At 56.2% G+C, this 26,758-nt stretch carries 32 protein-coding genes and 1 pseudogene; all 33 read right to left on the bottom strand.

All coding sequences use genetic code 11. From position 1 onward, the window contains the following. Nucleotides 1-14 precede the first annotated feature (14 nt). Nucleotides 15-395: a 30S ribosomal protein S13 gene (rpsM, locus tag MNODULE_RS09940; protein ID WP_168059386.1), complete on the bottom strand. Its 381-nt coding sequence runs from the start codon at nucleotides 393-395 to the stop codon at nucleotides 15-17. A gap of 21 nt (nucleotides 396-416) precedes the next feature. Continuing rightward, on the bottom strand, nucleotides 417-530 hold the full coding sequence (gene rpmJ / locus MNODULE_RS09945) for a 50S ribosomal protein L36 (protein ID WP_168059387.1): 114 nt from the start codon (nucleotides 528-530) through the stop codon (nucleotides 417-419). A 9-nt stretch (nucleotides 531-539) separates the two neighbouring features. Next, a complete protein-coding gene (gene infA / locus MNODULE_RS09950; RefSeq protein ID WP_168059388.1) occupies nucleotides 540-761 on the bottom strand; it encodes a translation initiation factor IF-1 in 222 nt (73 codons plus the stop codon). A gap of 63 nt (nucleotides 762-824) precedes the next feature. Further along, nucleotides 825-1,574, bottom strand: a complete 750-nt coding sequence (gene map, locus MNODULE_RS09955; protein ID WP_168059389.1) for a type I methionyl aminopeptidase — start codon at nucleotides 1,572-1,574, stop codon at nucleotides 825-827. Nucleotides 1,575-1,611: 37 nt separating this feature from the next. After that, nucleotides 1,612-2,265, bottom strand: a complete 654-nt coding sequence (locus MNODULE_RS09960) for an adenylate kinase (RefSeq protein ID WP_168059390.1) — start codon at nucleotides 2,263-2,265, stop codon at nucleotides 1,612-1,614. A gap of 92 nt (nucleotides 2,266-2,357) precedes the next feature. Continuing rightward, the gene (secY, locus tag MNODULE_RS09965; RefSeq protein ID WP_168059391.1) at nucleotides 2,358-3,671 is read right to left on the bottom strand and encodes a preprotein translocase subunit SecY; all 1,314 of its coding nucleotides are present in this window, start codon (nucleotides 3,669-3,671) and stop codon (nucleotides 2,358-2,360) included. Between the two features lie 11 nt (nucleotides 3,672-3,682). After that, on the bottom strand, nucleotides 3,683-4,126 hold the full coding sequence (gene rplO / locus MNODULE_RS09970; RefSeq protein ID WP_168059392.1) for a 50S ribosomal protein L15: 444 nt from the start codon (nucleotides 4,124-4,126) through the stop codon (nucleotides 3,683-3,685). Continuing rightward, on the bottom strand, nucleotides 4,123-4,335 hold the full coding sequence (gene rpmD, locus MNODULE_RS09975; RefSeq protein ID WP_168059393.1) for a 50S ribosomal protein L30: 213 nt from the start codon (nucleotides 4,333-4,335) through the stop codon (nucleotides 4,123-4,125). The genes rplO and rpmD overlap by 4 nt, the downstream gene beginning before the upstream one ends. Before the next feature lies 1 nt (nucleotide 4,336). Continuing rightward, the gene (gene rpsE / locus MNODULE_RS09980) at nucleotides 4,337-4,837 is read right to left on the bottom strand and encodes a 30S ribosomal protein S5 (protein ID WP_168059394.1); all 501 of its coding nucleotides are present in this window, start codon (nucleotides 4,835-4,837) and stop codon (nucleotides 4,337-4,339) included. Between the two features lie 52 nt (nucleotides 4,838-4,889). After that, nucleotides 4,890-5,267 carry a 50S ribosomal protein L18 gene (gene rplR, locus MNODULE_RS09985; RefSeq protein WP_168059395.1) on the bottom strand — a complete coding sequence of 126 codons (378 nt, stop codon included), beginning with the start codon at nucleotides 5,265-5,267 and terminating at the stop codon, nucleotides 4,890-4,892. A gap of 20 nt (nucleotides 5,268-5,287) precedes the next feature. Continuing rightward, complete coding sequence (rplF, locus tag MNODULE_RS09990) at nucleotides 5,288-5,824, bottom strand: 50S ribosomal protein L6 (protein WP_168059396.1); 537 nt, start codon at nucleotides 5,822-5,824, stop codon at nucleotides 5,288-5,290. 125 nt (nucleotides 5,825-5,949) lie between these two features. After that, nucleotides 5,950-6,342 carry a 30S ribosomal protein S8 gene (gene rpsH / locus MNODULE_RS09995; protein WP_168059397.1) on the bottom strand — a complete coding sequence of 131 codons (393 nt, stop codon included), beginning with the start codon at nucleotides 6,340-6,342 and terminating at the stop codon, nucleotides 5,950-5,952. A gap of 72 nt (nucleotides 6,343-6,414) precedes the next feature. Continuing rightward, nucleotides 6,415-6,600 (bottom strand): type Z 30S ribosomal protein S14, encoded by a 186-nt coding sequence (locus MNODULE_RS10000; RefSeq protein ID WP_168059398.1) that lies wholly within the window; start codon nucleotides 6,598-6,600, stop codon nucleotides 6,415-6,417. 185 nt (nucleotides 6,601-6,785) lie between these two features. Then, nucleotides 6,786-7,358 (bottom strand): 50S ribosomal protein L5, encoded by a 573-nt coding sequence (gene rplE, locus MNODULE_RS10005; RefSeq protein WP_168059399.1) that lies wholly within the window; start codon nucleotides 7,356-7,358, stop codon nucleotides 6,786-6,788. 58 nt (nucleotides 7,359-7,416) lie between these two features. Then, a complete protein-coding gene (rplX, locus tag MNODULE_RS10010) occupies nucleotides 7,417-7,770 on the bottom strand; it encodes a 50S ribosomal protein L24 (protein ID WP_422666751.1) in 354 nt (117 codons plus the stop codon). 8 nt (nucleotides 7,771-7,778) lie between these two features. Next, nucleotides 7,779-8,147: a 50S ribosomal protein L14 gene (rplN, locus tag MNODULE_RS10015; protein WP_168059400.1), complete on the bottom strand. Its 369-nt coding sequence runs from the start codon at nucleotides 8,145-8,147 to the stop codon at nucleotides 7,779-7,781. Between the two features lie 50 nt (nucleotides 8,148-8,197). Beyond that, complete coding sequence (gene rpsQ, locus MNODULE_RS10020; protein WP_168061081.1) at nucleotides 8,198-8,455, bottom strand: 30S ribosomal protein S17; 258 nt, start codon at nucleotides 8,453-8,455, stop codon at nucleotides 8,198-8,200. A 26-nt stretch (nucleotides 8,456-8,481) separates the two neighbouring features. Then, a complete protein-coding gene (gene rpmC, locus MNODULE_RS10025; protein WP_168059401.1) occupies nucleotides 8,482-8,703 on the bottom strand; it encodes a 50S ribosomal protein L29 in 222 nt (73 codons plus the stop codon). Between the two features lie 3 nt (nucleotides 8,704-8,706). Further along, on the bottom strand, nucleotides 8,707-9,120 hold the full coding sequence (gene rplP / locus MNODULE_RS10030) for a 50S ribosomal protein L16 (protein WP_168059402.1): 414 nt from the start codon (nucleotides 9,118-9,120) through the stop codon (nucleotides 8,707-8,709). After that, nucleotides 9,120-9,794, bottom strand: a complete 675-nt coding sequence (gene rpsC / locus MNODULE_RS10035; RefSeq protein ID WP_168059403.1) for a 30S ribosomal protein S3 — start codon at nucleotides 9,792-9,794, stop codon at nucleotides 9,120-9,122. Before rpsC ends, rplP begins: the two co-directional genes overlap by 1 nt. Before the next feature lie 230 nt (nucleotides 9,795-10,024). Further along, a pseudogene (gene rplV, locus MNODULE_RS24685) lies at nucleotides 10,025-10,357 on the bottom strand (50S ribosomal protein L22); the annotation flags it as partial. Nucleotides 10,358-10,415: 58 nt separating this feature from the next. Further along, nucleotides 10,416-10,703 (bottom strand): 30S ribosomal protein S19, encoded by a 288-nt coding sequence (gene rpsS / locus MNODULE_RS10045; RefSeq protein WP_168059405.1) that lies wholly within the window; start codon nucleotides 10,701-10,703, stop codon nucleotides 10,416-10,418. A gap of 111 nt (nucleotides 10,704-10,814) precedes the next feature. Beyond that, complete coding sequence (gene rplB / locus MNODULE_RS10050) at nucleotides 10,815-11,639, bottom strand: 50S ribosomal protein L2 (RefSeq protein ID WP_168059406.1); 825 nt, start codon at nucleotides 11,637-11,639, stop codon at nucleotides 10,815-10,817. 60 nt (nucleotides 11,640-11,699) lie between these two features. After that, nucleotides 11,700-11,984 (bottom strand): 50S ribosomal protein L23, encoded by a 285-nt coding sequence (locus tag MNODULE_RS10055; protein ID WP_168059407.1) that lies wholly within the window; start codon nucleotides 11,982-11,984, stop codon nucleotides 11,700-11,702. Continuing rightward, on the bottom strand, nucleotides 11,971-12,609 hold the full coding sequence (gene rplD, locus MNODULE_RS10060; RefSeq protein ID WP_168059408.1) for a 50S ribosomal protein L4: 639 nt from the start codon (nucleotides 12,607-12,609) through the stop codon (nucleotides 11,971-11,973). The genes MNODULE_RS10055 and rplD overlap by 14 nt, the downstream gene beginning before the upstream one ends. A gap of 17 nt (nucleotides 12,610-12,626) precedes the next feature. Next, a complete protein-coding gene (gene rplC / locus MNODULE_RS10065; RefSeq protein WP_168059409.1) occupies nucleotides 12,627-13,289 on the bottom strand; it encodes a 50S ribosomal protein L3 in 663 nt (220 codons plus the stop codon). An 82-nt stretch (nucleotides 13,290-13,371) separates the two neighbouring features. Then, nucleotides 13,372-13,680, bottom strand: a complete 309-nt coding sequence (rpsJ, locus tag MNODULE_RS10070; protein WP_168061083.1) for a 30S ribosomal protein S10 — start codon at nucleotides 13,678-13,680, stop codon at nucleotides 13,372-13,374. Nucleotides 13,681-13,837: 157 nt separating this feature from the next. Continuing rightward, nucleotides 13,838-15,028 (bottom strand): elongation factor Tu, encoded by a 1,191-nt coding sequence (gene tuf, locus MNODULE_RS10075; protein ID WP_168059410.1) that lies wholly within the window; start codon nucleotides 15,026-15,028, stop codon nucleotides 13,838-13,840. A gap of 47 nt (nucleotides 15,029-15,075) precedes the next feature. After that, on the bottom strand, nucleotides 15,076-17,163 hold the full coding sequence (fusA, locus tag MNODULE_RS10080) for an elongation factor G (RefSeq protein WP_168059411.1): 2,088 nt from the start codon (nucleotides 17,161-17,163) through the stop codon (nucleotides 15,076-15,078). Between the two features lie 107 nt (nucleotides 17,164-17,270). Next, nucleotides 17,271-17,741, bottom strand: coding sequence for a 30S ribosomal protein S7 (gene rpsG / locus MNODULE_RS10085; RefSeq protein WP_168059412.1), 471 nt, complete (start codon nucleotides 17,739-17,741; stop codon nucleotides 17,271-17,273). A 51-nt stretch (nucleotides 17,742-17,792) separates the two neighbouring features. Continuing rightward, entirely contained in the window at nucleotides 17,793-18,164 is a 372-nt protein-coding gene (gene rpsL / locus MNODULE_RS10090; RefSeq protein WP_168059413.1) for a 30S ribosomal protein S12, read from the bottom strand. A 139-nt stretch (nucleotides 18,165-18,303) separates the two neighbouring features. Then, nucleotides 18,304-22,470: a DNA-directed RNA polymerase subunit beta' gene (rpoC, locus tag MNODULE_RS10095; RefSeq protein WP_168059414.1), complete on the bottom strand. Its 4,167-nt coding sequence runs from the start codon at nucleotides 22,468-22,470 to the stop codon at nucleotides 18,304-18,306. A gap of 113 nt (nucleotides 22,471-22,583) precedes the next feature. Beyond that, a complete protein-coding gene (gene rpoB / locus MNODULE_RS10100) occupies nucleotides 22,584-26,627 on the bottom strand; it encodes a DNA-directed RNA polymerase subunit beta (RefSeq protein ID WP_168059415.1) in 4,044 nt (1,347 codons plus the stop codon). Between the last annotated feature and the right edge of the window lie 131 nt (nucleotides 26,628-26,758).

Raw genomic sequence — 26,758 nt, forward strand, 5'->3', positions numbered from 1 at the left:
CTTTCGCTGATGAATTACTTCGTCTCTTTTCGCTTGGCGCCAACCGTCTGTTTCTTCCGGCCCTTTCGGGTTCTTGCGTTCGTCCGTGTCCGCTGACCGCGAACAGGCAGGCCCCGACGATGACGCAGCCCTCGGTAACAACCGATATCCATCAAACGCTTGATGCTCATCGAGACTTCGCGGCGAAGATCCCCTTCCACCCGGACGCCTCGCTCAATCGCCTCGCGAAGCCGGATGACCTCGTCTTCCTTGAGATCCTTCACACGGATGTCCGGACTGACGTTCGTCTCTTTTAAAATCTTTTGAGAGATGGACCGTCCGATTCCGTAGATATACGTCAGACCGATCTCGATCCTTTTATCCCTCGGCAAATCAACGCCTGCGATTCTAGCCATGAAATCTCCTCGTCATTTAAACTAGCCTTGCCGTTGCTTGTGGCGGGGGTTCTCGCAGATCACGCGGATCACCCCTTTTCTCTTGATAATTTTACACTTGGCGCAGATCGCCTTGACCGATGACCGAACTTTCATCTAAACTCCTTATTTGCTAAAGCGGTACGTGATCCGCCCACGGGTCAGATCGTATGGAGAGAGCTCCAGCGTGACCTTGTCTCCCGGGAGGATCTTGATGTAATGCATCCTCATCTTTCCGGAAATATGAGCAAGAACGCGATGGCCGTTTTCAAGCTCCACCCTAAACATGGCGTTCGGCAATGTCTCCACGATGGTCCCTTGCACTTCAATGACATCCTCTTTCGCCATATTATTTTTTCCCAATCTATCGATCTCTGAAATGCATCAAACGCTTTGCGAGGCATCCCCCCGTTACAATTTGCTTAGGATGACCGGCCCCTCTTTCGTCACCGCGATCGTATGCTCAAAGTGAGCGGAAAGGCTCCCGTCCGCCGTCACCGCCGTCCAGCGGTCGTCCAAAACCCGAACGGCGGCCTTCCCCATATTGACCATCGGCTCGATCGCCAAAACCATTCCTTCTCTCAGCCGCGGCCCTCGACCGGGGGGGCCGAAATTAGGGATTTGAGGCTCCTCATGCAAAGCGCGTCCAATTCCATGACCGACAAAATCGGTGACGACCGAAAAACCGGCTTGCTCCACATGCGATTGAACCGCGTGGGAAATATCCGACAACCGGCTCCCCTCACGCGCCTGCGCGATGCCTGCGCGGAGAGATTCTTCGGTGACCTGAATCAGCCGCTTTGCTTCCGGCTTCACCTCTCCGACGGCAACTGTGACCGCAGAATCCCCATAAAAACCCTCGTAAATCGCGCCGAGATCGAGGCCGACAATGTCCCCTTCTTTAATGACCTTATCGGGAGAGGGGATTCCATGTACCACTTCCTCGTTGACGGAGATACAAAGGGTCGCCGGATAGTTGCGGTAACCTTTGAAAGCCGGCGTCCCTCCCCGCTCTCGAATCTGTCTTTCGACGAAGAGGTCGAGTTCTTTAGTCGTCATCCCCGGCTTCAGATACGCTCTTACTGCCTCAAGCGACTCTGCGACGATCCGGCTCGCTTTTGCGATCTTGGCGACCTCTTCTTTAGACTTTAAAATAATCATTTTCTTCCCTTTGGGTCAACCGGATTGCTTTGGCCCATCAGGATGACTTCTTCCCAAGAACCGCCTCTTTGACCCGACCGGTGACGTCGTCCACGCCGGCGTCGGCGTCGATCTGCGACAAGAGGCCCTGCTCTCGATAGTGTTGAATCAGCGGCGACGTCTCATTTCGATAAACGACAAGACGCGCTTTGACTGTTTCAGGACGATCATCCTTCCTTTGAACCAAAGCGGTTCCACAACTGCAGATCCCCTCCTGAGGGGGGGGATTAAAAGAGGTATGATAAACCTTCTGGCAAGCGGGACAGCTTCGTCTTCCGGCAATCCGCTTGACCAACTCCTCTTCATTCAAATCAAAATAGAGGACCCGATCGATCCCCTGGCGGTTCTCTTTTAAAATCTTCGACAGCGCCTCGGCTTGCTTGATCGTCCTTGGAAAACCATCCAGGATATATCCGGCCGACGTATCCGGCTCCTTCAACCGCTCCGCAACCAGGTTGATAATCACATCATCCGGGACCAGCTTGCCGGCATCGATATAGGATTTGGCTTCCATGCCGACCGGTGTTTTCTTGGCCATCGCCGTTCTGAGCATATCGCCCGTGGCGATGTGAGGGATTCGATACTCTTTCGATAATTTCTCCGCTTGCGTCCCTTTTCCAACCCCGGGAGGACCGAGGAAGATCAACCGCATTGTTCTATCCCTCTATGATCGTTATTCGCGAATCGTTATTCGTCAATCGGGTCTTTACATTTAACGGTTAACGGGCAGTGTTTAACGATCCCCTAGAACCCTCGCCCTTTCAGCTTTCCCTTCTTCATAAAGCCTTCGTAGTTTCGGGTCAACATATGGGTCTCGATCTGCTGCGCCGTATCGAGACCGACCCCGATCACAATCAGAAGGGAAGTTCCCCCGAAGGCGAAGGGAACGTTGAATCGATAGATCAAGATTTCCGGAATAATCGCCACCATCGCCAGGTAGATCGCCCCGGCAAAGGTAATTCGGGTCAAGACGCGGTAGATGTAATCGGAGGTCCGCTGCCCAGGCCGGATCCCCGGGATGAAGCCGCCGTACTTTTTCATATTGTCGGCCATATCGACCGGATTGAGCACGACCGCCGTATAAAAGAAGGCAAAGAAGATAATCAGCATCGCGTAGAGCGCGGTGTGAAAAACCGTTCCCGGCGTCAAATTCCTCCCGATCGCCTGCACCCAGGGAACGGTAATGAACCCTGCAATGGTGGCGGGAAAGGCGATGATCGAAGAGGCGAAGATCGGCGGAATCACCCCTGCCGTGTTGATCTTCAACGGAATATGGGTGCTCTGCCCGCCGTACACTCTCCGGCCGACGACCCGCTTGGCGTATTGGACCGGAATCTTCCGCCGGCCGCTCTCCAGAAAGACGATCGCGACGACGACGCCGACCATCAAGATCGCCAGAAAGAGAAGGAGGAAAAAATTGATCTGCCCCGCCTGAAAGAGCTGATAAGTGTTGACCACGGCGGCCGGCATCCCGGTGACGATCCCGGCGAAGATGATTAATGAAATGCCGTTCCCGATTCCACGCTCCGTAATCTGCTCTCCAAGCCACATGAGGAAAGCGGTCCCGGCCGTGATGGTGATCATCGTCATTAATCGGAATGCCCAGCCGGGGTTCTGGACGAAGGCCCCCCCTTCCATTCCTTCAAGGCCGATCGCAATCCCGAGCGCCTGGACGATGCCGATCCCGATGGTGCCGATTCGGGTGTACTGGATGATCTTCTTTCGCCCGCGCTCTCCCTCTTTGGCCAGTTTGGAGAGGGTGGGGATCACCACCGTCAACAGCTGAAGGATGATCGAGGCCGAAATATACGGCATGATCCCCAACGCGAAAATGGTCAACCTCGAGAGCCCGCCCCCCGAAAAGATATCGAGGAAGCCCATCAAAGCGCCCCCTCGTTCGGTCAGAAACTTGGCGAGCGCCTCATTGTTGATCCCGGGGGTCGGGACGTGAGATCCGATCCGGTAAACAACCAGCATCAGCGCGGTAAAGATAATTCGCTGCCGGAGCTCGGCGATCTTAAAAATATTTTGAACGCTGGTAATAAATCTGTCGAACAACCCACTCTCTCCTATGAGAGGACCTCGGCTCGCCCGCCGGCCGCCTGAATTTTCTTGAGGGCCTCTTCGCTGAACTTATGGGCGGCAATCACCAACGGCTTCGTCAGCGCCCCTTCCCCTAACACTTTTACGCTCTCCGTGGCCTTTTTGATGATGCCGGCTTGATGGAGAAATTCGGGGTTGATCACCGTTTCGGCCGGGAACTGATCGAGTCGATTCAGGTTGACGACCGCGTATTCTTTCTTAAAGATATTCTTAAAACCGCGCTTTGGGACGCGGCGAATCAACGGCTGCTGTCCTCCCTCAAAACCGGGCGCTTTCGTTCCGCCTGAACGCGCCGCCTGGCCTTTATGACCCTTGGTGGCCGTCTTTCCATGTCCCGAACCCGGTCCCCGTCCGATCCTTTTTTCTTTTTTCTTGGCCCCGGGAGTGGGCGCTAAATCCGATATTTTCACGAGATTTCCTTGACCTCCAGCAGATGCGAAATTTTATGAATCATCCCGCGCGTTTGAGGCGTATCCTGGCGGATCACCGTTTGATTCATTTTACGGAGGCCGAGTCCGGCAACCACTTTCTTATGTTTTCCAGGCCGCCCGATATAGCTCCGCACCAGGGTAATCGATAACTGTTTTGTCGCCGCTTTCGAAGCTTCTTTCTTCGCCATTCTATCTCTCCGACAGCGCGAGGGCCGTCTGCCTCCGCCTGACCATCTCTCCGGGATCTCTCAATTTCGAGAAACCTTCCAGCGTCGCCTTGACCACGTTGAGCGGGTTTCCGCTCCCGAGCGACTTGCAGAGGATATTCGAAATTCCGACCATCTCCATCACGGCCCGGACCGGCCCCCCCGCGATGATTCCGGTTCCATCCGCCGCCGGCTTGAGCAGAACATTCTCGGCCCCGTAGTGCCCGGTGATTTCAAAAGGAATCGTCGACTCTTTCAAGGGAACGCGGACCAGATTCTTCTTTCCGTTCTCAATCGCTTTTCGAATCGCTTCAGGAACCTCCGCCGCTTTTCCTTTGCCGACCCCGACATGCCCCTGGCCGTCTCCCACCACCACCACGGCGGAAAAGGAGAAGCGCTTGCCCCCCTTCACCACCTTCGCCACTCGGTTGATGAATACGACCTTATCTTTTAACGTCAGTTCGTCTGCATTAATTTTTGCCAAGTACCGCCTCCTAAAAACCCGTCTTCATCAAACAGAAGGGTTGCCGTCGTGCTTAAAATACAAGTCCGCCTTCTCTGGCCGCGTCTGCAAGCGCCTTCACTCTCCCGTGATAGATATACCCCCCCCGATCAAAGACGACCTTGCTGATATTTTTCTCCTTCGCCAGGGCGGCCAGCTTTGCGCCGACCATTTTCGCCGCCTCGATATTCCCCCCGGACTCTTTTCCCTTTTTCCCTTTGGCCGCTTTCGTAAGGGAAGAAGCCGCCGCCAAGGTCTTTCCGGAGAGGTCATCAATAATCTGAGCATAAATGTGGTCCAGGCTCCGATAAACGGAGAGTCGCGGCCGCTCGGGTGTTCCCATGATTTTGTTTCGTACCCGTTCGTGCCTTCTCGTTCTTGCCAGAACCTTTTCTTTCGCCGATACCGCCATCACAAACCCCGTTTTACGCGTTATTTTCCAGTCTTTCCTTCTTTACGGATGATCCGCTCGTCTCTGTACTTGATCCCTTTCCCTTTATAGGGCTCGGGCTCTCTTAATGCGCGGACATTCGCCGCCACCTGTCCGACCAAATATCGGTCGATTCCTTTGATCGTGACGGTCGTCTGCTTTTCAACCGTTGCATCAATCCCTTTGGGAAGCTCGAAATTGATCGGATGGGAGTATCCCAAATTTAAAACCAACATTCTCCCCTGCACCGCGGCGCGGAAACCGACTCCGTTGATCTCGAGGATTTTTTCAAATCCCTGTGTCACGCCGACAATCATGTTCTGGATCTCGTTTCGGGTCAGGCCGTGAAGCGATCGCGAAAAACGATCATCCGAAGCGCGAGAGACAGTGACCTCGGCTCCCTGAACATCCACCTTGATCTCGGGCCGAAGCGGCTTTTGATTTTCTCCCTTCGGGCCCTTGACGTGGACGTTGTCCGGATTCACCTTGATGTTGACCCCATTGGGAATGGTAATTTTTTTTAAACCGACTCGCGACATAATCTCAACCTTTTATCTTATGTGGGGACCCGTGCGGCGGATCGAAGAGAGGTCCTCCGATGCTCCCACACCCCGCGGCTCGGACAGGCAAAGCCCGCTCCTCGCCTTGATTTATTCTCAGCTCGTTACCAGATGTAACAGAGGACCTCTCCGCCGACCTTCGCTTCACGCGATTTCTGATCGGTCATCAGCCCCTTCGAGGTGGAGAGGATTGCGACACCGATCCCCCCCTTCACCGAGGGAATCTGATCCTTTCCGACATACACCCGCCGGCCGGGCTTGCTGACGCGCTGCAGGTCGCTGATCACCGGCTCGTCGTTCTCGACATATTTAAGATAAACCCTCAAATTCTTCTTCACCGATTCGCCGACCACACGATAATTTCGGATGAACCCCTCTTCTTTCAAGATCCGAGCAAGCTCCACCTTGAGCTTCGAAAGGGGAATATCGACCACCTCGTGTTTCCGCATTTTGGCATTTCTGATTCTGGTCAGCATATCTGAAATAGGATCTGTCATTCTCGACTCCAATTACTTCCACGATCGGCGTTTCCTGTCATCGATCTACGATGACGTTAAGGACAGTCCGACCTACCAACTCGATTTGATCACCCCGGGAATCTCTCCCTTTAAGCTCAACAGGCGAAAACAGATCCGGCACATGTTGAATTTTCGAATATAACCGCGCACCCGACCGCAAGTGGCGCAGCGATGGTATTTTCTCACCTGAAACTTGGGCGTCCTTTGGGCTTTTGCAATTAAAGATTTCTTTGCCAATTTCTACCTCTATTTTATGTGGGGGCCCGTCCGGCAGACCCAAAGAGAGGGTCCTCCGATGCCCCCACGCCCCGACTGGTCACCGGCAAAGCCGGATGCCCAGCCCTCTCATTTTTCGGGGTCCCCAAAAAGCCTGCTTCGTCGCGCATCGCGTTGGCGATGCCATCCGCTCGCTTTAACCCTACTTACTTCGGTTCACTCGGCTTGCGGAAGGGAAACCCGAAACTCCGCAGCAACGCTCTTCCCTCGGTGTCGTTCGTCGCCGTGGTGACGATGGTAATGTCCATTCCGTGAATCGCGGCCACCTCATCGTAGTTAATCTCCGGAAAGATCAACTGCTCCTTGATTCCCAAGGTGTAGTTTCCTTTTCCGTCGAACGCTTTGAGAGAGATCCCCCTGAAATCACGAATTCTGGGAAGGGCCGCATTGAGGAGCCGATCTAAAAACTCATACATTCTCTCACGCCGAAGGGTGACCTTGGCGCCGATCGGCATCCCTTCACGAAGCTTGAATCCGGCAATCGATTTCTTCGCCTTGGTAACGACCGGTCTCTGTCCGGTAATCTGGCCGAGTTCTTTCACCGCCGCATCGAGCAACTTGACGTTGGAGATTGCCTCGCCCATTCCGACATTGACGACGATTTTTTCGAGTTTGGGCACCTGCATCGGGTTCTTATATCCAAACTCCTTCATCATCGCAGGAATCACTTCCTGCCGGTATCGTTCTCTGACTGACGCAATGTTATTTGTTGTTTTCATGATCCTTTACCGTTCCCTCGTCTCGCTTGAGATGTGCTCCGATCTCTGTCGATCGAAACTAACCTTCCTTATCCAGCGCTTCGCCGCAACTTTTGCAGACCCTCAGCTTCTTTCCATCCGGCAGCGTCTTGCTCCCGATTCTCCTCGGCTTCACGCAGTTCGCACAGACAATCATCACATTCGAGAGATGGACCCTCCCCTCGCGCTCGACGATTCCCCCCTTTGGGTTTTTTTGGTTCGGCCGTGTATGCTTCTTCAAGAGATTCAGCTTTTCAACAACGACCGCCTGCTTATCCGGAAGGACTTGCAAGACCTTTCCCTCTTTTCCTTTTTCTTTCCCGGCGACCACATGAACGATATCGCCCTTCTTAATCTTGGTCCTGAGCAACGGCAAAGCGGCTTTTCCCATCATCCAATCCTTTATAAAACTTCAGGGGCAAGTGAGATAATTTTGGTAAACTTTTTCCAGCGGAGCTCTCTGGCGACCGGACCGAAAATACGCGTTCCGATCGGTTCCCCCTGGGCGTTGATCAGCACCGCCGCGTTCCGATCGAACTTGATGTAGGAGCCGTCGTCCCGACGCACTTCTTTCGTCGTCCGGACCACCACCGCCCGCACCACATCTCCCTTTTTCACGCTCCCTTGCGGGATCGCTTCCTTCACGGTGGCAACGATGATGTCGCCCAGGCGCGCATAACGCTTCTTCGAGCCCCCTTTGACATGGAAGCACATCACCTTCTTGGCCCCGGAGTTATCAGCGACATCGAGCATTGTGTAAATTTGTACCATGCTAAGCACCCGCTTCCGTTAAGATTAAACCGATTCGAATTTGTTTCTTCCTAAATCTTTTTCGCCCGCTCCAGCACCTCGACGACGACCCACCGTTTCTCCCGGCTGATCGGACGCGTCTCGATCAACTTGACCCGATCGCCGACATGGGCTTCGTTTTTCTCATCGTGCGCTTTCAGCTTGTTGGTTCTCTTTAAAAATTTCTTATATCGAGGATCCTGCACCATCCGGTCGATCGCGACGACGACGGTCTTCTCCATCTTGTCGCTGACGACCTGGCCCACGTATTCTTTTCTCTTTTTCAACATGTTTTCCTTGTCGTTCACCTGGAATCCTATTTCGAAGCGCCTTCTTTCTCGATCGCTTCTTTCTTTTTCATTTGAGAAAAGGTCAGAACCCGCGCGACGTCCCGCTTGATCAACTTGATCCGATTGGGGTTCTCGACATGTCCGGAAACCGCCTGAAAACGGAGGTTGAAGAGCTCCTTCCGAAGCTCTTTCTCTTTCTGAGAGAGCTCCTCCGCCGTCAACTCACTAAAGTCCTTTGCATCCGCCATTTCTTATTCCTCCTCCCGCGATACAAACTGCGTTGCGATCGGAAGCTTGTACGCGGCCAACCGGAAGGCCTCTTTCGCCACCTCGGGGGTGACCCCGTCCATCTCGTAGATGATCCGGCCCGGCTTGACCACCGCCACCCAATACTCGGGGGCGCCCTTTCCTTTTCCCATACGCGTTTCGGCGGGCTTCTTGGTAATCGGCTTGTCGGGGAAGATGCGGATCCAGATTTTCCCCCCCCGCTTGACGAAGCGGGTCATCGCGATACGCGCCGCCTCGATTTGCCTCGCCGTAATCCAGCCCGGCTCCATCGCCTTGAGACCGAACTCGCCGAAACTAAGATCGGACCCCCGGTACGCCTTGCCGGCCATCCGACCCTTCATTCGTTTTCGGTATTTTACCTTTTTAGGGGACAGCATTATCTTCTCTCACCTCGTGCAGCGGCCAATTCCCGCTCTTTTTGCGTCTCAGGAAGAATCTCGCCTCGATAGATCCAAACCTTCACGCCGATTTGGCCCATGGTCGTCGCCGCTTCCGCCAACCCGAAATCGATATCGGCGCGGAGGGTATGCAACGGAACCCGTCCCTCCCGGTACCACTCCGTCCGCGCGATCTCGGCCCCCGCCAACCGGCCGGCGCAGTAGACCTTGATCCCCAAGGCGCCCAACCGGAGGGAAGAGGCGACCGCTTTCTTCATGGCGCGCCGGTAGGCCACCCGCTTTTCCAACTGCATCGCGATGTTCTCCGCGACCAGCTGCGCGTCGAGCTCCGGCTTCTTGATCTCTTTGATGTTGATGTAGACCTGCTTCTTGGTCATCGCTTCGAGCTCGACCTTGAGCTTGTCGACCTCGGCCCCTTTTCTCCCGATGATGATCCCGGGCCGGGCGGTGTGAATGGTGATCCGAATCTGATTTCCGGAACGCTCGATCTCGACCCGCGCGACGCCCGCGTGGTAGAGCTTCTTTTTGACGATCTTCCGGATCTTCAGATCTTCATGAAGCAGCTTGGCATAATCCTTCTCGGCATACCAGCGCGAGCTCCACGTTTTGATATAACCTAATCGGAATCCGATCGGATGAACTTTCTGCCCCATTATTGCTCCTTCTCGGCAGCGGAGGGTTTCTTCTCCGCCTTCTTCTTTGTCGGTCCGGCCTCCGCCTTGGGGGCTTTCGGCTTCTTCGCTTTACTCTCCGTTTTTGTTTCTTTATCGGCGACGGCTTTACGGGCTTTCGGCTTCTTGGCCTTGCTTTCAGTTTCCTTTTCTACGGCAGGCGCCGCCTTGATCGGTTCCGCCTTCGTTGTTTTCGGCTTTTTGGGCGCAATCTCCGCCACGGACAGGATCAAGGTAATATGGCTCGTCCGCTTCCGGATGATATTCGCCCGTCCCATCGCTCTCGGCTGCATCCGCTTCATCACCGGGCCGCCGTCGACGAGCGCTCTGGAGACCCAAAGATCATCGACATCCCCCATCTCTTTCTGTGCGGCGTTGGCGACGGCCGATTTTAAAACCTTCTCGATCACCTTGGCGGCGTGCCTCGGCGTGAACTTAAGAATCGTGAGCGCTTCCGCGGCATTTTTGCCTCGGATGAGATCGACGACCAATCTTGCCTTTCGGGGCGCCACGCGGACGTACCGCAAAACGGCTTTCGCTTCCATTTGAACTCCACTCCTAAACCGCACAGATGCCGTGATCACTCCGGCACTGATCCATTCGTTACTTTAACGCCGTCGCCTTTTCCGTCTTGGCGGCGCCATGCCCCTTGAAGAAACGAGTCGCGGAAAATTCTCCAAGCTTATGGCCGACCATGTTTTCCGTGATGTAGACCGGGATAAACTTCTTGCCGTTATGGACGGCGAGGGTGTGTCCGATCATCTCCGGGGTGATGGTCGATCTTCGCGACCAGGTCTTGAGGATCTTTTTGTCGTTCGACTCGTTCATCTTGGCGATTTTTTCCGCCAGATGGGTGTCGACGAACGGCCCTTTTTTAACTGATCTCGGCATCGCTAACCTTTTGGTTTATCGTTCGGTGGGGGCCCGTGCGGTTCCCGCTTCGCAGGAATCCTCCGATGCCCCCACACCCCGCGCTCGCGCTGGCACAGCCAGTCGCTCGCTTTATTTTCTTCTCTTAATAATGAAGGCGTCGGTGTCTTTTCTTCGCCGCGTCTTATATCCTTTGGTCAACTGGCCCCAGGGAGAGACCGGATGCGGATTGCCCTGACCGGCCTTTCCTTCTCCTCCGCCGTGCGGGTGATCGACCGGGTTCATCGCAACCCCTCGAACGGTCGGCCGACGGCCCAACCAACGGGTTCGTCCCGCCTTGCCCAAAGAATAATTTTCATGATCGATATTTCCGACTTGGCCGATGGTCGCCATACAGGCGGCGTGGACAAGACGAACCTCGCCCGACCCCAAACGGATCTGAACCCACTCGTTCTCTTTCGCCATCAACTGCGCCGACGCGCCGGCGCTCCGGGCAAGCTGGCCTCCCTTCCCCTTCTTCAGCTCGATATTATGAATCATGCTCCCGACGGGAATGTTCGATAAAGGAAGGGAATTCCCATTTCGAATCTCGGCGTTCGGTCCAGACATCAGATGCTCGCCCACCCTTAAACCGTCCGGCGCGATGATATAACGCTTCTCGCCGTCCGCGTAGGTGAGCAGGGCGATCCGGGCCGACCGGTTCGGATCGTATTCGATCGACGCCACGGTGGCGGGGATGTCGAACTTATCCCTCTTGAAATCGATGATCCGGTAGGCCCGTTTGTGTCCGCCGCCGCGATGGCGGACCGTGATCTTTCCGCGATTGTTCCTTCCGCCAGAAGGGGGAAGCGAACGAACCAGACTCTTTTCCGGCTCGGTCTTCGTAATCTCTTCAAAGGTCAAGCCCATTGCAGAACGGCGACCCGGTGACGTTGGCTTATATGTCTTTACTCCCATCGATCCATAACCTCTATACGTATACGGTAGGGACGTGTTGAAGCGTCCTGCGCTTGCTGATTATCCCTCGAACAGCGTTAATTTCTCACCCTCTTTCAGGGTGACAATCGCCTTCTTCCAATCGGGCCGCTTTCCGACAAACCGTCCCAGTCGTTTCTCTTTACCGGGCATATTCACGATCCGGACATCCTTGACCTTGACGTTTAAGGTATCTTCGACGGCCCGCTTCACTTCACTCTTGTTCGCATTCCGCCGGATCGCAAAACAGTATTTGTTCTGCGCTTCACGAAGCTGCGTGCTCTTCTCCGTCAAAACCGGACGGATGATAATATCATGCCGATTCATGGTTTCCCCACACCTCTACCAGCCTGGCGACATCCCGGCGCGTGATGACGACCGTATCCGCCAGCAGGAGATCATAAACGTTCAATTGTCGGACTTCCAGCATCTTGACCAAGGGGAGGTTGCGCGCCGCGCGGTCGAGATTCTCCTGGATTTGCGAAACGACGAGGAGGACCTTCCCGTCCAACCCGAGCCTGCCGAGCAGATTCACCATCGTTTTCGTTTTCGGCTCGGTGATCTCAAGATCCTCCAGGACGAGCAGTTTTCCCTCTTCCACCTTGGAGGAGAGGGCCGAAAAGAGCGCCTTCCTCGACTTCTTTTTAGGAATGTCGTACGCGTACGAACGCGGGAGCGGACCGAATGTGGTTCCGCCGCCCCGCCAAATCGGAGAGCGATTCGATCCCGCCCGGGCCCGTCCGGTTCCCTTCTGCTTCCACGGTTTCTTTCCGCCGCCGCTGACGAAGCCCTTTGTCTTCGTCGAGGCCGTCCCCTGGCGCATCGAAGCCTGCTGCATGAGGACCACTTCATGGAGAAGACCCTTCGAAACCACCGCGCCGAAGATCGGCGCATCCAAGGTCATCGTCCCCGTTTTTTCATTCTGAATATTTTTTACTTCTACTTCAGGCATGGTTTCCTCAATATGATCTATTTCTTCTTAGCCGGCTCCGCCTGCTTTTTGACCTTCCCCCGCTTCGCCTTATGGATCAGGACCAACCCCTTCTCGCTCCCGGGAACCGACCCCTTCACGAAGACAAGATTTTCCTCCGGGCGGACATCGACGACCTCCAGCCCTTCCGCGGTCACCCGCTCGCTTCCCATATGGCCCGGCATTCCCTTGTTCTTCCAAACGCGGGAGGGAAAAGAGCTCGCCCCGATCGATCCGGGACGCCGGTGGAACATCGACCCGTGCGTCGCAGGACCTCCCCGATAGTGGTGCCGCTTCATCACACCTTGAAAACCCTTCCCCTTGGAGGTTCCGGTCACGGTGACGAATTCTCCCTTCTGGAAAATCTCCGCCGTGATGACCTGGCCGACGCTGATCCCGTTGAGGTCTCCCTTAAACTCCCGGAGCACACGGGCGGGAGCGACATTCGCCCGCTTGAAATGCCCCCGCACCGGTTGGGTGACGCGGTGCTCTTTCACCTCGTCAAAGGAGAGCTGCGCCGAGGGGTAACCCTCTCTTTCGACCGTCTTGATTTGAACCACCTTACAAGGACCGACTTCGATGACTGTGACGGGAACCAGTTTCCCTTCGTCCGAGTACACCTGCGTCATTCCGAGCTTATATCCAATTAATCCGTTTACCATCTCTCTCACCTATCCCTCATCCAGCCGACGATTCCATGTGGGGCCCGCGCGCATCCCGCTCCGATGCCCGCACCCGGTCTCTTTAGAGCTTGATCTCCACATTCACGCCCGCCGAGAGATTCAACTTCATCAGGGCATCAACCGTCTCCGGCGTCGGCTCTAAAATATCGATGAGGCGTTTATGTGTTCGGATCTCAAACTGCTCCCTGGACTTCTTATCGACGTGCGGCGACCGAAGGACCGTATACTTGTTGATCTTCGTCGGAAGAGGAATCGGACCGGCCACCTTGGCGCCGGTTCGCCTCACCGTTTCGACGATCTCCCCGACCGATTGATCCAGAACGCGATAATCGTATGCTTTCAACCGAATTCGAATTTTCTGATTCACAATGCGTTTCCTTCATATGTGAGGTCCGTGCGGCGGACCGAAGAAAAAGGTCCTCCGATGCCCCCACGCCCCGCGCTCGCACCGGCTTGCTCTCTGGGGCTGAAAGCCGGTTGCTCGCTTAGATTAAATGAACTTCATCGCGGGACCGTTTCCCGCTTTTCTATTTTATGACTTTTGTGATCACGCCGGCGCCGACGGTTCGGCCCCCTTCCCGGATGGCGAAGCGCAGTCCCTCTTGCATGGCAATCGGCATGATCAGCTCCACGTCCATCGTGACGTTGTCTCCCGGCATCACCATCTCAACCCCTTCGGCCAGCTTCACTACTCCGGTGACGTCGGTGGTTCGAAGATAGAACTGCGGCCGATATCCATTGAAGAACGGGGTGTGCCGGCCTCCTTCTTCTTTGGTCAGGATGTAGGCTTCGGCTTTGAAGTTGGTGTGCGGGGTAATACTCCCCGGCTTCGCCAATACCATGCCCCGCTCGACGTCTTCTTTCTTGGTGCCTCTTAAGAGCACGCCGACGTTGTCTCCGGCTTGCCCCTGATCCAGGATCTTTCTAAACATCTCGACGCCGGTGACGACGGTCTTCTGGGTGGCTTTGATCCCGACGATTTCAATCTCGTCTCCGACTTTCACGATCCCTTTCTCGCATCGGCCGGTGACGACGGTGCCGCGCCCGGAGATGGAGAAGACGTCTTCGATCGGCATGATGAAGGGCTTGTCGATTTCGCGCGTCGGTGTCGGGATGTAGCTGTCGACGGCTTCCATCAGCTTCATGATGGCTTGCTCGCCCATCTCTCCTTTGTCTCCCTCCAACGCTTTGAGGGCGGAGCCGACGACGACGGGGATGTCATCGCCGGGGAATTCATATTTGCTCAGCAGCTCTCGGACTTCCAGCTCCACCAGATCCAGCAGCTCTTTGTCGTCGACCATGTCGGCTTTGTTCAAGAAGACGACGATGTAGGGAACCCCCACTTGGCGCGCCAGCAGGATGTGCTCGCGCGTCTGCGGCATCGGGCCGTCGGCGGCCGAGACGACCAGGATCGCTCCGTCCATCTGGGCGGCGCCGGTGATCATGTTCTTGACGTAGTCGGCATGCCCCGGGCAGTCAACGTGCGCGTAGTGGCGCTTGTCGGTCTGGTACTCTACGTGCGCGATCGCAATGGTGATCCCCCGCTCTTTCTCCTCAGGGGCTTTGTCGATCTGGTCGTACGCCAAATACTCCGCATACTTCTTGTCGGCCAATACTTTTGTGATCGCAGAGGTCAGGGTCGTCTTCCCATGATCCACATGCCCGATCGTCCCAATGTTCACGTGCGGCTTCGTCCGCTCAAATTTCGCCTTCGCCATCTATCCCTCCAAAAATTCAGGGTTGAAAATAATTTTCGTGTCCAACGTTAAGCAGCGGTCCCTTGGCTCTTTGCAATAATCTCATCCGAAATATTTTTCGGAACCACGTCGTAGTGAGCAAATTGCATGGTAAAGACACCACGTCCCTGCGTCATCGACCGGAGATCGGTCGCATATCCAAACATTTCCGCCAGCGGGACCTGGGCCGAAATCACCTGCGCCCCGCCCCGCATTTTCATTCCGAGGATCTTCCCCCGCTTGGAGCTGAGATTCCCGATGACATCCCCCATGTATTCTTCGGGGACGATCACCTCCAAATCCATGATCGGCTCCAGCAACGCCGGGTTGGCGCGCTTCGTCGCCTCCTTGAATCCCATGGAGGCGGCGATCTTGAACGCCATTTCCGAAGAGTCGACCTCGTGGTACGATCCGTCGGTGAGGGTGACCTTGAAATCGACCATCGGATATCCGGCGACGACGCCGGAGGTCATCGCCTCGCGAACCCCCTTCTCAACCGCGGGGATGTATTCCTTCGGAACCGCGCCCCCGACGATTTTATTGACGAACTCGAATCCCTTCCCGGATTCCTGGGGCTCGACGGTCAGCCAGACATGTCCGTATTGACCGCGGCCTCCGGACTGCCGGATATACTTCCCTTCCGCCTCGGCCCGCGCCTGAATGGTTTCGCGGTAGGCGACCTGCGGCTTCCCGACGTTGGCTTCGACTTTAAATTCCCGCTTCAACCGATCGACGATGATCTCAAGGTGCAGTTCCCCCATCCCGGAGATGATCGTTTGCAAAGTCTCTTCATCGCTGGAGATCCGGAGCGACGGGTCTTCCTGCCCGAGTTTCTGCAGCGAGAGGCCGAGCTTCTCCTGATCGGCCTTGGTCTTCGGCTCGATCGCCATCGAGATGACCGGCTCCGGAAACTTCATCACCTCCAGGAGGATCGGATGGTTCTCATCGCAGAGGGTGTCTCCGGTCGTCGTATTCTTTAAGCCGACCGCGGCGGCGATATCTCCCGCGTACACCTCTTTTCTGTCCTCACGCTTGTTGGCGTGCATCTTCAGAATCCGACCGATTCGCTCCTTCGTCTCCTTGGTCGAGTTGTAGATGTACGATCCGGAATGAAGCACCCCGGAATAGACCCTGAAATAAGTGAGCTGTCCGACGAAAGGATCGCTCATGATTTTAAACGCCAAGGCCGAGAACGGCTCCTCGTCGTCGGCCTTTCGGATGCTCTCGCCCCCCGTTGCGGGATCGATCCCTTTGACCGGCGGAACGTCGAGCGGAGAGGGCAGGAAATCGACGACGGCATCGATCAGAAGCTGAACCCCCTTGTTCTTGAAGGAGGCGCCGCAGAGGACCGGAACGATCTTCATCGCAAGCGTTCCCTTTCTCAGCGCCCGATTGATCTCCTCGGGGGCAATCGCGTCTCCGCTTAAAAACTTTTCCATAATCGCGTCATCGACGTCGGCCAACGCCTCGATCATCTTGTCGCGATACGCTTGGGCGGTCGCGCGGAGATCTTCCGGGATCTCATCCACGCTGTATTTCGCGCCGAGCGTCTCATCGTCGAAGAAAATCCCCTTCATCGCGATCAGATCGACCGATCCGCGGAAGGCGGCCTCTTTGCCGATCGGGATCTGAATCGGAACCGGACGGGTTCCGAGCCGATCGACCATCGACTGAACGCTGGCGAAGAAGTCGGCGCCGGTCCGGTCCATCTTGTTCATGAACGCGATGCGCGGAACGCCGTACCGATCGGCCTGACGCCAAACCGTTTCCGATTGCGGCTCGACCCCTTGCACGGAATCGAAGACCGCCACGGCGCCGTCCAGAACACGGAGCGAGCGTTCCACTTCGATCGTGAAATCGACATGGCCGGGCGTATCAATGATATTGATCCGATGCTTTTTCCAGTAACAGGTCGTAGCGGCGGAGGTAATCGTGATTCCGCGCTCCCGCTCCTGCTCCATCCAGTCCATCGTCGTGGTCCCTTCATCGACTTCGCCGATGCGATGGGTCACGCCGGTATAGTAGAGGATGCGCTCGGTCGTGGTCGTTTTTCCGGCGTCGATATGGGCCATGATTCCGATGTTTCTCGTTTTCTCTAAAGGATATTCTCGTGCCATTGGACTCTGTCTACCGCTGTTTTTCCTCTCCGGCACTCAAAGCGAGAGGAGATAGAGTAAAAAAGGGTGAAGGCAGCGCCCTCACCCGACGGGTATTCTTTGAACGATTACCAGCGATAATGCGCGAAGGCCTTGTTGGCCTCGGCCATCTTGTGGGTATCCTCCCGCTTCTTCACCGCGCCGCCGGTATTATTCGAGGCGTCCATCAGCTCGGCGGCCAGCTTCTCTTCCATGCTCTTTCCGGCCCGCTGTTTTGCATACAGGGTGATCCAGCGCAGGGCCAAGGTGGTTCGACGGCTCTGGCGGATTTCAACAGGAACCTGATAGGAGGCGCCGCCGACGCGACGCGATTTCACCTCAACCATCGGCTTTACATTTTCGACGGCCCCTTTAAAAATCTTCATCGGATCCGAACCGCTCTTCTGCTTGATCAACTCGAAGGCGCTATAGCAGACCATTTCAGCGATACTCTTCTTTCCCTGGTGCATGAGCATATTGATGAATTTCGAGACCAGCCGATCGCCGAATCGCTGGTCCGGGAGAACTTCTCTTTTAACGGCTACTTTTCGCCTTGGCATCTCAACCTCAGTAAGAAATTACAATCGGAGACGAATCAGATCGACCTCTCCTTATTTCGGTGTCTTCGCTCCGTACTTGGATCGTCCCTGCTTCCGATTCGCGACGCCGACCGTGTCGAGCGCGCCTCGGACGATGTGATAACGAACGCCCGGGAGATCCTTCACCCTTCCTCCGCGGACAAGCACGATCGAGTGCTCCTGAAGATTGTGACCGACCCCCGGAATATAAGAAGTGACTTCCATCCCATTGGTCAGGCGGACACGCGCCACTTTCCTCAAAGCGGAGTTCGGCTTCTTCGGCGTCGTGGTGTAGACACGGACGCAGACTCCCCTCTTCTGGGGCGATCCCTTCAACGCCGGACTTTTGGTCTTCGTCCGGGCTTTTTCACGTCCTCTTTTAATCAACTGACTGACTGTGGGCACAAACCCTCCTGTAATGAAGCACCGAAACTGTGGAAGTATAGTGAAAGAATTCTTATTTGTCAAGCGCTTTGTTGAAGTCTCCCGCTGCAAAACACGGGAGACTTCAACACGAAACGGAAAAGATCGCTTCGCACTGCGCCTATTCGGCCGGAGCCGGTTCCTCGCTCGGGGCAGGCAGCTGCGGAACGGCGTCTTGTGTCGCCACCGCGGCTTCCTCCGACTGCGGCACCCGGACGTAAACCTCGCGATAGTTGCTTAATCCGGTTCCCGCCGGAATGAGCCTTCCGACGATCACATTTTCTTTGAGCCCCAAGAGATCATCGGTCTTTCCGCTGATCGCCGCTTCCGTCAGAACACGGGTGGTCTCTTGGAAGGAGGCCGCCGAGATGAAGCTGTCGGTCGAGAGGGCCGCTTTGGTGATTCCGAGCAGAATCGGTTTTCCAATCGCCGGCCGTCCCCCCTTGGCCATCACCCTTTCGTTTTCCTGCTGGAAGACGAACTTATCGACCTGGTTTCCGATGAGAAACTCGGTGTCCCCCGGCTCTTCGATTTTCACCCTTCGGAGCATCTGGCGGACGATGATCTCGATATGCTTATCGTTGATCGAGACCCCCTGCAGGCGGTAAACCTCCTGCACTTCATCGACCAGGTATTTCTGAAGCTCCTTCGGACCGAGGACATCCAGGATGTCGTGCGGGTTCGCCGAGCCGTCCATGAGCGGCTCGCCGGCATGGACCCAGTCTCCTTCATGGACGTTGACGTGCTTGCCTTTGGGGATGTAGTACTCCCGGGCGTCTCCCATCTCGTTACGGACAATGACCTTCCGCATCCCTTTCACGAAGCCGCCGTACTCGACGGTTCCGTCGATCTCGGAGATGACCGCCTGCTCTTTCGGCTTTCTCGCCTCGAAGAGCTCGGCCACGCGGGGAAGACCGCCGGTGATATCTTTGGTCTTGGTCGTTTCCCGCGGGATCTTCGCCAGAACATCCCCAGGGAAAACGGTTTGTCCCCGCTCGACCAGAATGTGGGCTCCGGCCGGCAAAAGGTACCGGGCAACGGCGGCGGAAGAAGAGATCTTCGACGTCTTACCCCCTTCATCCTTAATTGAGATACGCGGCCGAAGATTGGAGCCGGGATAATCGACGATCACCCGCCGAGACAATCCGGTCACCTCGTCGACCTCCTCGCGCATCGTCTGTCCCTCGACGATGTCCCCGAAGGCGATCTTTCCGCCGACCTCGGTCAAAATCGAGAGGGAGTAAGGGTCCCACTCCACCAGTTTTTGGCTCGGCTCAACCCGTGCGCCCTCTTTTACTTTGATTCTGGCGCCGTAGACGACCGAGTACTTCTCTTTCTCACGGCCGGTTTCATCATAGACGGCGATTTTCCCGTTCCGGTTCATCGCAACCATGTCGCCGTCTTTATTCTTCACGGTGTTCAGGTTGAGGTATTTCAGGATGCCGGCATTTTTCGCTTCAAGAACCGTCTGCTCGATGACCTTGCTCGCCGTCCCTCCGATATGGAAGGTCCGCATCGTCAACTGCGTTCCAGGTTCCCCGATCGATTGGGCCGCGATCACGCCGACCGCCTCCCCTTTCTCGACCAATCGTCCTCGCGCCAGGTCCCGTCCGTAGCACCTCACACAAACACCCCGGCGCGCCTGACAAGTCAACACCGACCGGATCTTCACCTTGTCGATACCGGCTTCCACAACGACCTGCGTTCTTTTTTCGTCGAGCTCTTCGACGGCCGCGCAGATCAACTCCCCGGTGATCGGGTCGCGGATGTCTTCCGCGGTCACCCGGCCGAGGATTCTTTCCTCGAGCGGCTCGATCACCTCTCCCCCTTCGACCAGGGCGGTCACCGTGATGCCGTCGGACGTGCCGCAGTCGAGGTCGTTCACGATCACATCCTGGGCGATATCGACCAGACGCCGGGTCAGGTAGCCGGAGTTCGCCGTCTTCAACGCCGTATCGGCAAGACCTTTCCGGGCGCCGTGCGTCGAGATGAAGTATTGCAACACGGTCAAACCTTCTCGGAAGTTGGCGGTGATCGGGGTTTCGATAATTTCCCCCGACGGCTTCGCCATCAATCCCCGCATTCCGCCGAGCTGACGGATCTGCTGGGTGCTGCCCCGGGCGCCCGAATCGGCCATCATGAAGATCGAGTTGAACATCTTCCCCTTGCCCGATCCCTTCTTGATGTTCTCTTCCTCTTGCCCGAGCTCCTTCATCATTTCGCTGGCGACCACTTCGGTGACATGCGCCCAGATATCGACCACTTTGTTATAGCGCTCGCCGTTTGTAATCAGACCCTCGGCATACTGTTTCTCGATCTCCAGCACTTCCTTCTTCGCCTTTTCGATCGACGCTTCTTTCTTGGTCGGAATGTGCATGTCGTCGATGCTGATGGAAATGCCGGCCTTGGTCGCGTAGAGATAACCGAGATCTTTGACCCGATCCAGCAGGACGACCGTTTCGCGATGGCCCGCCTCGCGGTAGGCCGTATCGATCAGCTTCATCAGCTCTTTCTTGTTCAAGACTTTATTGATCATCGAAAACGGAATCGAGGGAGGAAGGATCTCACCCAGGATCACCCGCCCGACGGTGGTCTCGATCATACTGCCGTCTCGCTTGACCTTGATCCGGGCATGCTCTTCCACTTCTCGATGATCGTAGGCGATCCGCACCTCTTCCGCGGAGGAGAAGAGCTTCCCTTCTCCCTTCGCCCCGCTCCGCTCCTTCGTCAGCCAATAGCAGCCCAACACCATGTCCTGAGAGGGGACCATGATCGGCTTTCCGCTGGCGGGGGAGAGGATGTTGTTGATCGCGATCATCAAAACGCGCGCCTCGATCTGCGCTTCGACCGAAAGGGGGACGTGAACCGCCATCTGATCTCCGTCGAAGTCGGCGTTGAACGCGGCGCAGACGAGCGGATGAAGACGGATCGCTTTCCCTTCCACCAGCAACGGATCGAACGCCTGGATGCCGAGCCGGTGCAATGTCGGGGCCCGGTTCAGCAGGACCGGATGCTCTTTGATCACCTCATCGAGCACATCCCAGACCTCGGGCCGCTCCTTCTCCACCATCTTTTTGGCGCTTTTGATCGTGGTGACGTAACCGCGCTCTTCGAGCTTCTGGAAGATGAACGGCTTGAAGAGTTCCAGCGCCATCTTCTTCGGAAGACCGCATTGATGAAGCTTGAGCTCCGGCCCGACGACGATCACCGACCGTCCCGAATAGTCGACCCGCTTTCCGAGCAGGTTCTGACGGAACCGCCCCTGCTTTCCTTTGAGCATGTCGGAGAGCGACTTGAGCGGACGTTTGTTGGGCCCGCGGATCGCCCGGCCGCGCCGGCCGTTGTCGAATAGAGCGTCGACCGATTCCTGCAACATCCGCTTCTCATTCCGGATGATGACGGAAGGGGCCTTCAATTCGATCAGCCGCTTCAGACGGTTGTTCCGGTTGATCACGCGCCGATAAAGATCGTTCAAATCGGAGGTCGCAAACCGTCCCCCGTCGAGCGGCACCAACGGCCGCAGCTCCGGCGGAAGGACCGGAATGACGTCGAGGATCATCCAATCCGGACGGTTCCCCGACTTCCGGAACGACTCGATCACCTTCAATCGCTTCGTCAGCTTCTTCTTGACGGCGGTCGAACTTGCCTCGGCCACCTTCAGATGGAGCTCGTTCCACATCGAATCGAGATCGAGCTTCCGCAGCAACTCGCGAATCGACTCCGCCCCCATGTCGGCGCGGAATCCGTGGTTTCCATACTGCTCCAACAGAGCGCGATAACGGTCTTCGGTCAGGATCTCTTTCTCTTTCAGGTCGGTGTCCTTCGGATCGATGACAATGTAATTCTCGAAATAGAGAACCCGCTCGAGCTGCTTCAAGGTCATATCGAGCAGCGCGCCGATCCGGCTCGGGACCCCCTTCAAAAACCAGATATGCGCCACCGGAGAGGCGAGCTCAATGTGCCCCATCCGCTCGCGGCGGACCTTCGACTGAATCACTTCGACGCCGCACTTGTCGCAGACGATTCCGCGGTGCTTCATCCGTTTGTATTTTCCGCAGTTGCACTCCCAGTCCTTGATCGGCCCGAAGATCCGGGCGCAGAAGAGCCCGTCCCGCTCCGGTTTAAACGAACGGTAATTGATCGTCTCCGGTTTCTTGACCTCGCCGTAGGACCAGGAACGGATTTTCTCCGGCGAAGCAATTCGAATACGGATGGCATCAAAAGAGATCGGGTCTTTCGATTTTTCGAACAGGCTGTTAATCGCTTCGACCTTACTAATTGTCTCCATTGAACCTCCAAAGTTTAAAAAATTGTGGGGGGTCGGGGGCCAGGGGCCGGGGATCGGCTTAAATAATTATTTCTTTCACCGACACCCGACCCCTGACACCCGTCACCCGTACTTTACTCTCTTCCCTTGATGAGTTCCACGTCGAGACCCAAGCTTTGCAGCTCTTTGATCAAGACGTTGAACGACTCCGGAAGGCCCGGCTCGAGGAAGTTCTCGCCTTTCACAATCGCCTCGTAAATCCGGGATCGTCCTGGAACGTCATCCGATTTCACCGTGAGGAACTCCTGCAGGATGGAGGCGGCGCCGTAGGCTTGAAGCGCCCAGACCTCCATTTCTCCGAGACGTTGTCCTCCGAATTGCGCCTTTCCTCCGAGCGGCTGCTGCGTCACCAGCGAATAAGGGCCGATCGAACGGGCGTGGATCTTGTCGTCCACCAAATGGTGGAGCTTCATCATATACATGTAGCCGACCGTCACAGGGCGATTAAACGGCTCTCCGGACTTCCCATCGTAGAGGACCGTCTGTCCGCTTGTGGGGAGCTTCGCCTTCTGAAGCATCTCCTTGATCTCTCTCTCGGTGGCGCCGTCGAAGACCGGGCTCGCCAAATGGAGCCCCAGCGCTTTCGCCGCCCAACCGAGATGGGTTTCCAAGATCTGGCCGACGTTCATACGGGAAGGAACACCCAATGGGTTTAGAACGATCCCGACCGGCGTCCCATCCGGAAGATAGGGCATATCCTCTTCCGGCAGAACGCGGGAGACAACCCCCTTGTTTCCGTGCCGTCCGGCCATCTTGTCTCCGACCTGGAGTTTTCGCTTCATGGCGATGAAGACTTTCACCAGCTTGATCACCCCCGGAGGAAGCTCGTCGCCCCGCTTCAACCGGCCGGCCTTCTCGTCGTAGATCGTCTGTAAAATATCGATCTGCTCTTTGGTGAAGGCCTCGATCCGATCGATCTTCTCCTGCTCTTCCGGCTCATTCAAGAGAACGTTCTTCAACTCCTCGTCCGGAATTCGATCGAGGATCTCCTTGGTGATCTTTTTCTTTTTCTTCAGAAGACTCTCGCCCGTTTCCGGATCGACGATATCCACCCCGGCGAGCTTTCCGAGAAGGAGCTTGCGGATCTTTTTGTGCTTCTCCTCTTCGATGATGCGAAGCTCGTCTTGATGATCCCGTTGGAGCCGGATCACATCCTCATTTTCGATGCTCTTGGAGCGCTCATCTTTCTCCACGCTCTTTCGCGAGAAGATCTTCACATCGACGACGATCCCCTCGATGCCGGGGGGAACATAAAGCGACGCGTCCTTCACGTCGCCCGCCTTCTCGCCGAAGATCGCACGCAGCAGCTTCTCCTCCGGCGTCAGCTGGGTTTCCCCTTTCGGGGTCACCTTGCCGACGAGGATGTCTCCCGGCTTCACTTCGGCGCCGATGCGGATGATTCCCGATTCGTCGAGATTCTTCAACGCATCTTCGCTGACGTTCGGAATATCCCGGGTGATTTCTTCCTTTCCGAGCTTGGTGTCGCGCGCTTCGAGCTCGAACTCCTCGATGTGGATCGAGGTGAAGTGGTCTTCGCGCACGAGCCTTTCGGAGATGAGGATCGCGTCTTCGAAGTTGTATCCGCCCCACGGCATGAAGGCGACCAGGACGTTTCGGCCCAAGGCCAATTCTCCTTGGTCGATCGCGGGGCCGTCCGCCAGGACATCCCCCTTCTTCACCCGCGTTCCGACCGTGACGACCGGCTTCTGGGTAATACAGGTGTTCTGATTGGAGCGCTGGAACTTGATGAGATTGTATACATCGAGCGCCACCTCCGGATCTTCCGAGGCATTTTCCTTCTCTTTGCGGGTCAATTCCGCCTTCACGACGATCCGTGTCGCATCGACGCTTTCAATCACCCCCGGCCGCCGGGCCAGCAGCACGTAACCCGAATCCCGCGCGACGATCGCCTCCATTCCGGTCCCGACGAACGGGGCCTCGGTGGCGATCAACGGCACCGCCTGGCGCTGCATGTTCGAACCCATCAGCGCCCGGTTGGCGTCGTCGTTTTCCAAAAACGGAATCAAGGCCGTCGCCACGCTGACGATCTGCTTCGGCGAGACGTCCATGTACTCGACCCGTTCGGCCGGGACCATGACGAAATCCCCCGCGTAACGGGCGGAGATGCTGTCGGCGGTAATTTTTCCCTTCCCGTCGACCTTGGTGTTCGCCTGGGCAATGACGTATTTGTCGCCGTCGATCGCCGAGATAAACTCGATCTCCTCGGTCACCCGTCCGCTCTTCACCTTGCGGTAAGGCGATTCGATAAAGCCGAACTCGTTGACCCGCGCATAGGTGGCGAGCGAGGTGATCAAGCCGATGTTCGGACCTTCCGGCGTTTCGATCGGACAGATCCGGCCGTAATGGCTCGGGTGAACGTCGCGGACTTCGAATCCGGCCCGCTCCCGGGTCAACCCGCCGGGCCCCAGCGCGGAGAGACGCCGCTTGTGGGTGATTTCGGCCAGCGGATTGGTCTGGTCCATGAACTGCGAGAGCTGGCTGCTTCCGAAGAATTCCTTGATGACGGCGATCACCGGCTTGGCGTTGATCAGGTCGTGCGGGAGAACGGTTTCCAGATCGAGCAGGTTCATCCGCTCCTTGATCGTCCGCTCCATCCGGACCAGGCCGATCCGGAACTGGTTCTCAAGCAGTTCGCCGACCGACCGGACGCGGCGATTGCCGAGATGGTCGATATCCTCGATCTCTCCCTTTCCGGTTTTCAAATTGACCAGATAACGGATCACCTCGACGATATCGGGCGCCGTCAGGGTTCTCCGCTCGAGCGGCAGATCGAGATTGAGTTTTTTGTTCAGCTTCAGCCGGCCGACCGGAGAAAGATCATAGCGCTTGGGGTTGTAGAAGAGATTGTCGAAGAGAACGCGGGCCGTCTCCATGGTCGGGGTTTCGCCCGGCCGCAAACGCCGGTAGATCTCCACCATCGCTTCATCCGGAGAAGCCACCTTCTCCATCGACAAGGTATCGCGGATCACCGGAAGGACCTGGATGTTGTCGATGTAGAGGAGCTTGATCTCTTTGATCCCGGCCTCTGCGATTTTGGCTAGAACGGCATCGGTTAATTCATGATTGCGCTCGAGGAGAACTTCACCGGTGTTCGGATCGATGATGTCGTTGAGGACGGCTCTCCCGATCAACTCTTCTTTGGGATAAGGGATCTCTTTGATCCCTTCCGTCTTCATCCGCTTGAGGACCCCCTTGGTCATCTTGCTCCCCTCTTTTGCGAGGAGCTCCTTCTCTTTTTTATCCATGAAGTCGGTCGGGGCCTTGATCCCGGCATGGATTTCCGAATCGAGCCTCCGCCAGAAAGCGCCGTCCGCGATCCGGACATCTTCGATCGGATAGAAAAGCTTCAAGATCGCCTCTTCGAGGCTCCCCCCCTCGGCCTTTTCTTCCCGTCCGGACAGGGTGTACTTCTTCTCCTGCTTGTCTCCCTCTTCCTGCGAAAAGGCTTTCAATAGGATCGTGGCGGGAAGTTTCCGCCGGCGATCGATTCGAACGTAGAGAATATCTTTCGCGTCGAATTCGAAATCGAGCCATGAACCCCGATAAGGAATGATCCGGGCGGAATAAAGCACCTTCCCGCTGGCGTGGGTTCTCCCCTTGTCATGCGTGAAGGCGGCGCCGGGAGAGCGCTGGAGCTGGCTCACGACCACCCGCTCGGTTCCGTTCACCAGGAAGGTCCCGTTCTCCGTCATCAGCGGAAGCTCGCCGATGTAGACCTCCTGCTCACGGACGTCCCGGACTTTCTTAGCATCCCCCTTGGCCTCTTTGTCCCAGACAACCAGGCGGACGCGGATCTTCAACGGAGCCGCAAAGGTCATTCCCCGTTCGAGGCATTCCTGCACGTCATATTTCGGCGTTCCGATCGAGTAGTCGATAAATTCGATCATCGCCGTATCATTGTAATCGGAGATCGGGAAGACGCTCGTAAACGCGGACTGCAATCCGATATCCTCCCGTTGCTCCGCCGGGACATCTCGTTGCAGGAAGCGCTCGTATGACTGCCTCTGAATCTCAATCAGATTCGGAATCGGAATCTGGATGCTGATTTTTGATAAATCTTTTCTGTCTCGAGTACCGTTTACGGTGCTCTGTGCCATTCAATCCTCCTGGAGTCCACGTTCAAGGTCACCCGGCAAGCACGATCCGGAAAATCGACGGCGGGAATCCCCCCTTCATTGAAAGGTCCCGCCTCCGAGTCTGAATTTCCGATCTCTTACGCCGTGACGAT

It is taken from the genome of Candidatus Manganitrophus noduliformans (assembly GCF_012184425.1).
GTDB lineage: Bacteria > Nitrospirota > Nitrospiria > SBBL01 > Manganitrophaceae > Manganitrophus > Manganitrophus noduliformans.

Bases quoted from the DNA above. Each gene is read 5' to 3' on its own strand.
- rpsS (WP_168059405.1), bottom strand. From the start codon at position 10,703: ATGCCGAGATCAGTTAAAAAAGGGCCGTTCGTCGACACCCATCTGGCG.
- rpmJ (WP_168059387.1), bottom strand. From the start codon at position 530: ATGAAAGTTCGGTCATCGGTCAAGGCGATCTGCGCCAAGTGTAAAATT.
- rpoC (WP_168059414.1), bottom strand. From the start codon at position 22,470: ATGGAGACAATTAGTAAGGTCGAAGCGATTAACAGCCTGTTCGAAAAA.
- rplB (WP_168059406.1), bottom strand. From the start codon at position 11,639: ATGGGAGTAAAGACATATAAGCCAACGTCACCGGGTCGCCGTTCTGCA.
- rplC (WP_168059409.1), bottom strand. From the start codon at position 13,289: ATGGTAAACGGATTAATTGGATATAAGCTCGGAATGACGCAGGTGTAC.
- rpsG (WP_168059412.1), bottom strand. From the start codon at position 17,741: ATGCCAAGGCGAAAAGTAGCCGTTAAAAGAGAAGTTCTCCCGGACCAG.
- rpsQ (WP_168061081.1), bottom strand. From the start codon at position 8,455: ATGTTGAAAAAGAGAAAAGAATACGTGGGCCAGGTCGTCAGCGACAAG.
- MNODULE_RS10055 (WP_168059407.1), bottom strand. From the start codon at position 11,984: ATGAATCGGCATGATATTATCATCCGTCCGGTTTTGACGGAGAAGAGC.
- map (WP_168059389.1), bottom strand. From the start codon at position 1,574: ATGATTATTTTAAAGTCTAAAGAAGAGGTCGCCAAGATCGCAAAAGCG.
- fusA (WP_168059411.1), bottom strand. From the start codon at position 17,163: ATGGCACGAGAATATCCTTTAGAGAAAACGAGAAACATCGGAATCATG.
- rplE (WP_168059399.1), bottom strand. From the start codon at position 7,358: ATGAAAACAACAAATAACATTGCGTCAGTCAGAGAACGATACCGGCAG.
- rpsC (WP_168059403.1), bottom strand. From the start codon at position 9,794: ATGGGGCAGAAAGTTCATCCGATCGGATTCCGATTAGGTTATATCAAA.
- MNODULE_RS09960 (WP_168059390.1), bottom strand. From the start codon at position 2,265: ATGCGGTTGATCTTCCTCGGTCCTCCCGGGGTTGGAAAAGGGACGCAA.
- tuf (WP_168059410.1), bottom strand. From the start codon at position 15,028: ATGGCGAAGGCGAAATTTGAGCGGACGAAGCCGCACGTGAACATTGGG.
- rplD (WP_168059408.1), bottom strand. From the start codon at position 12,609: ATGCCTGAAGTAGAAGTAAAAAATATTCAGAATGAAAAAACGGGGACG.
- rpmC (WP_168059401.1), bottom strand. From the start codon at position 8,703: ATGGCGGATGCAAAGGACTTTAGTGAGTTGACGGCGGAGGAGCTCTCT.
- rplF (WP_168059396.1), bottom strand. From the start codon at position 5,824: ATGTCGCGAGTCGGTTTAAAAAAAATTACCATTCCCAATGGGGTCAAC.
- rplR (WP_168059395.1), bottom strand. From the start codon at position 5,267: ATGGCGGTATCGGCGAAAGAAAAGGTTCTGGCAAGAACGAGAAGGCAC.
- infA (WP_168059388.1), bottom strand. From the start codon at position 761: ATGGCGAAAGAGGATGTCATTGAAGTGCAAGGGACCATCGTGGAGACA.
- rpsH (WP_168059397.1), bottom strand. From the start codon at position 6,342: ATGACAGATCCTATTTCAGATATGCTGACCAGAATCAGAAATGCCAAA.
- rplP (WP_168059402.1), bottom strand. From the start codon at position 9,120: ATGCTGTCCCCTAAAAAGGTAAAATACCGAAAACGAATGAAGGGTCGG.
- rplN (WP_168059400.1), bottom strand. From the start codon at position 8,147: ATGGTACAAATTTACACAATGCTCGATGTCGCTGATAACTCCGGGGCC.
- rpsM (WP_168059386.1), bottom strand. From the start codon at position 395: ATGGCTAGAATCGCAGGCGTTGATTTGCCGAGGGATAAAAGGATCGAG.
- rplX (WP_422666751.1), bottom strand. From the start codon at position 7,770: ATGATGGGAAAAGCCGCTTTGCCGTTGCTCAGGACCAAGATTAAGAAG.
- rpoB (WP_168059415.1), bottom strand. From the start codon at position 26,627: ATGGCACAGAGCACCGTAAACGGTACTCGAGACAGAAAAGATTTATCA.
- rpmD (WP_168059393.1), bottom strand. From the start codon at position 4,335: ATGGCGAAGAAAGAAGCTTCGAAAGCGGCGACAAAACAGTTATCGATT.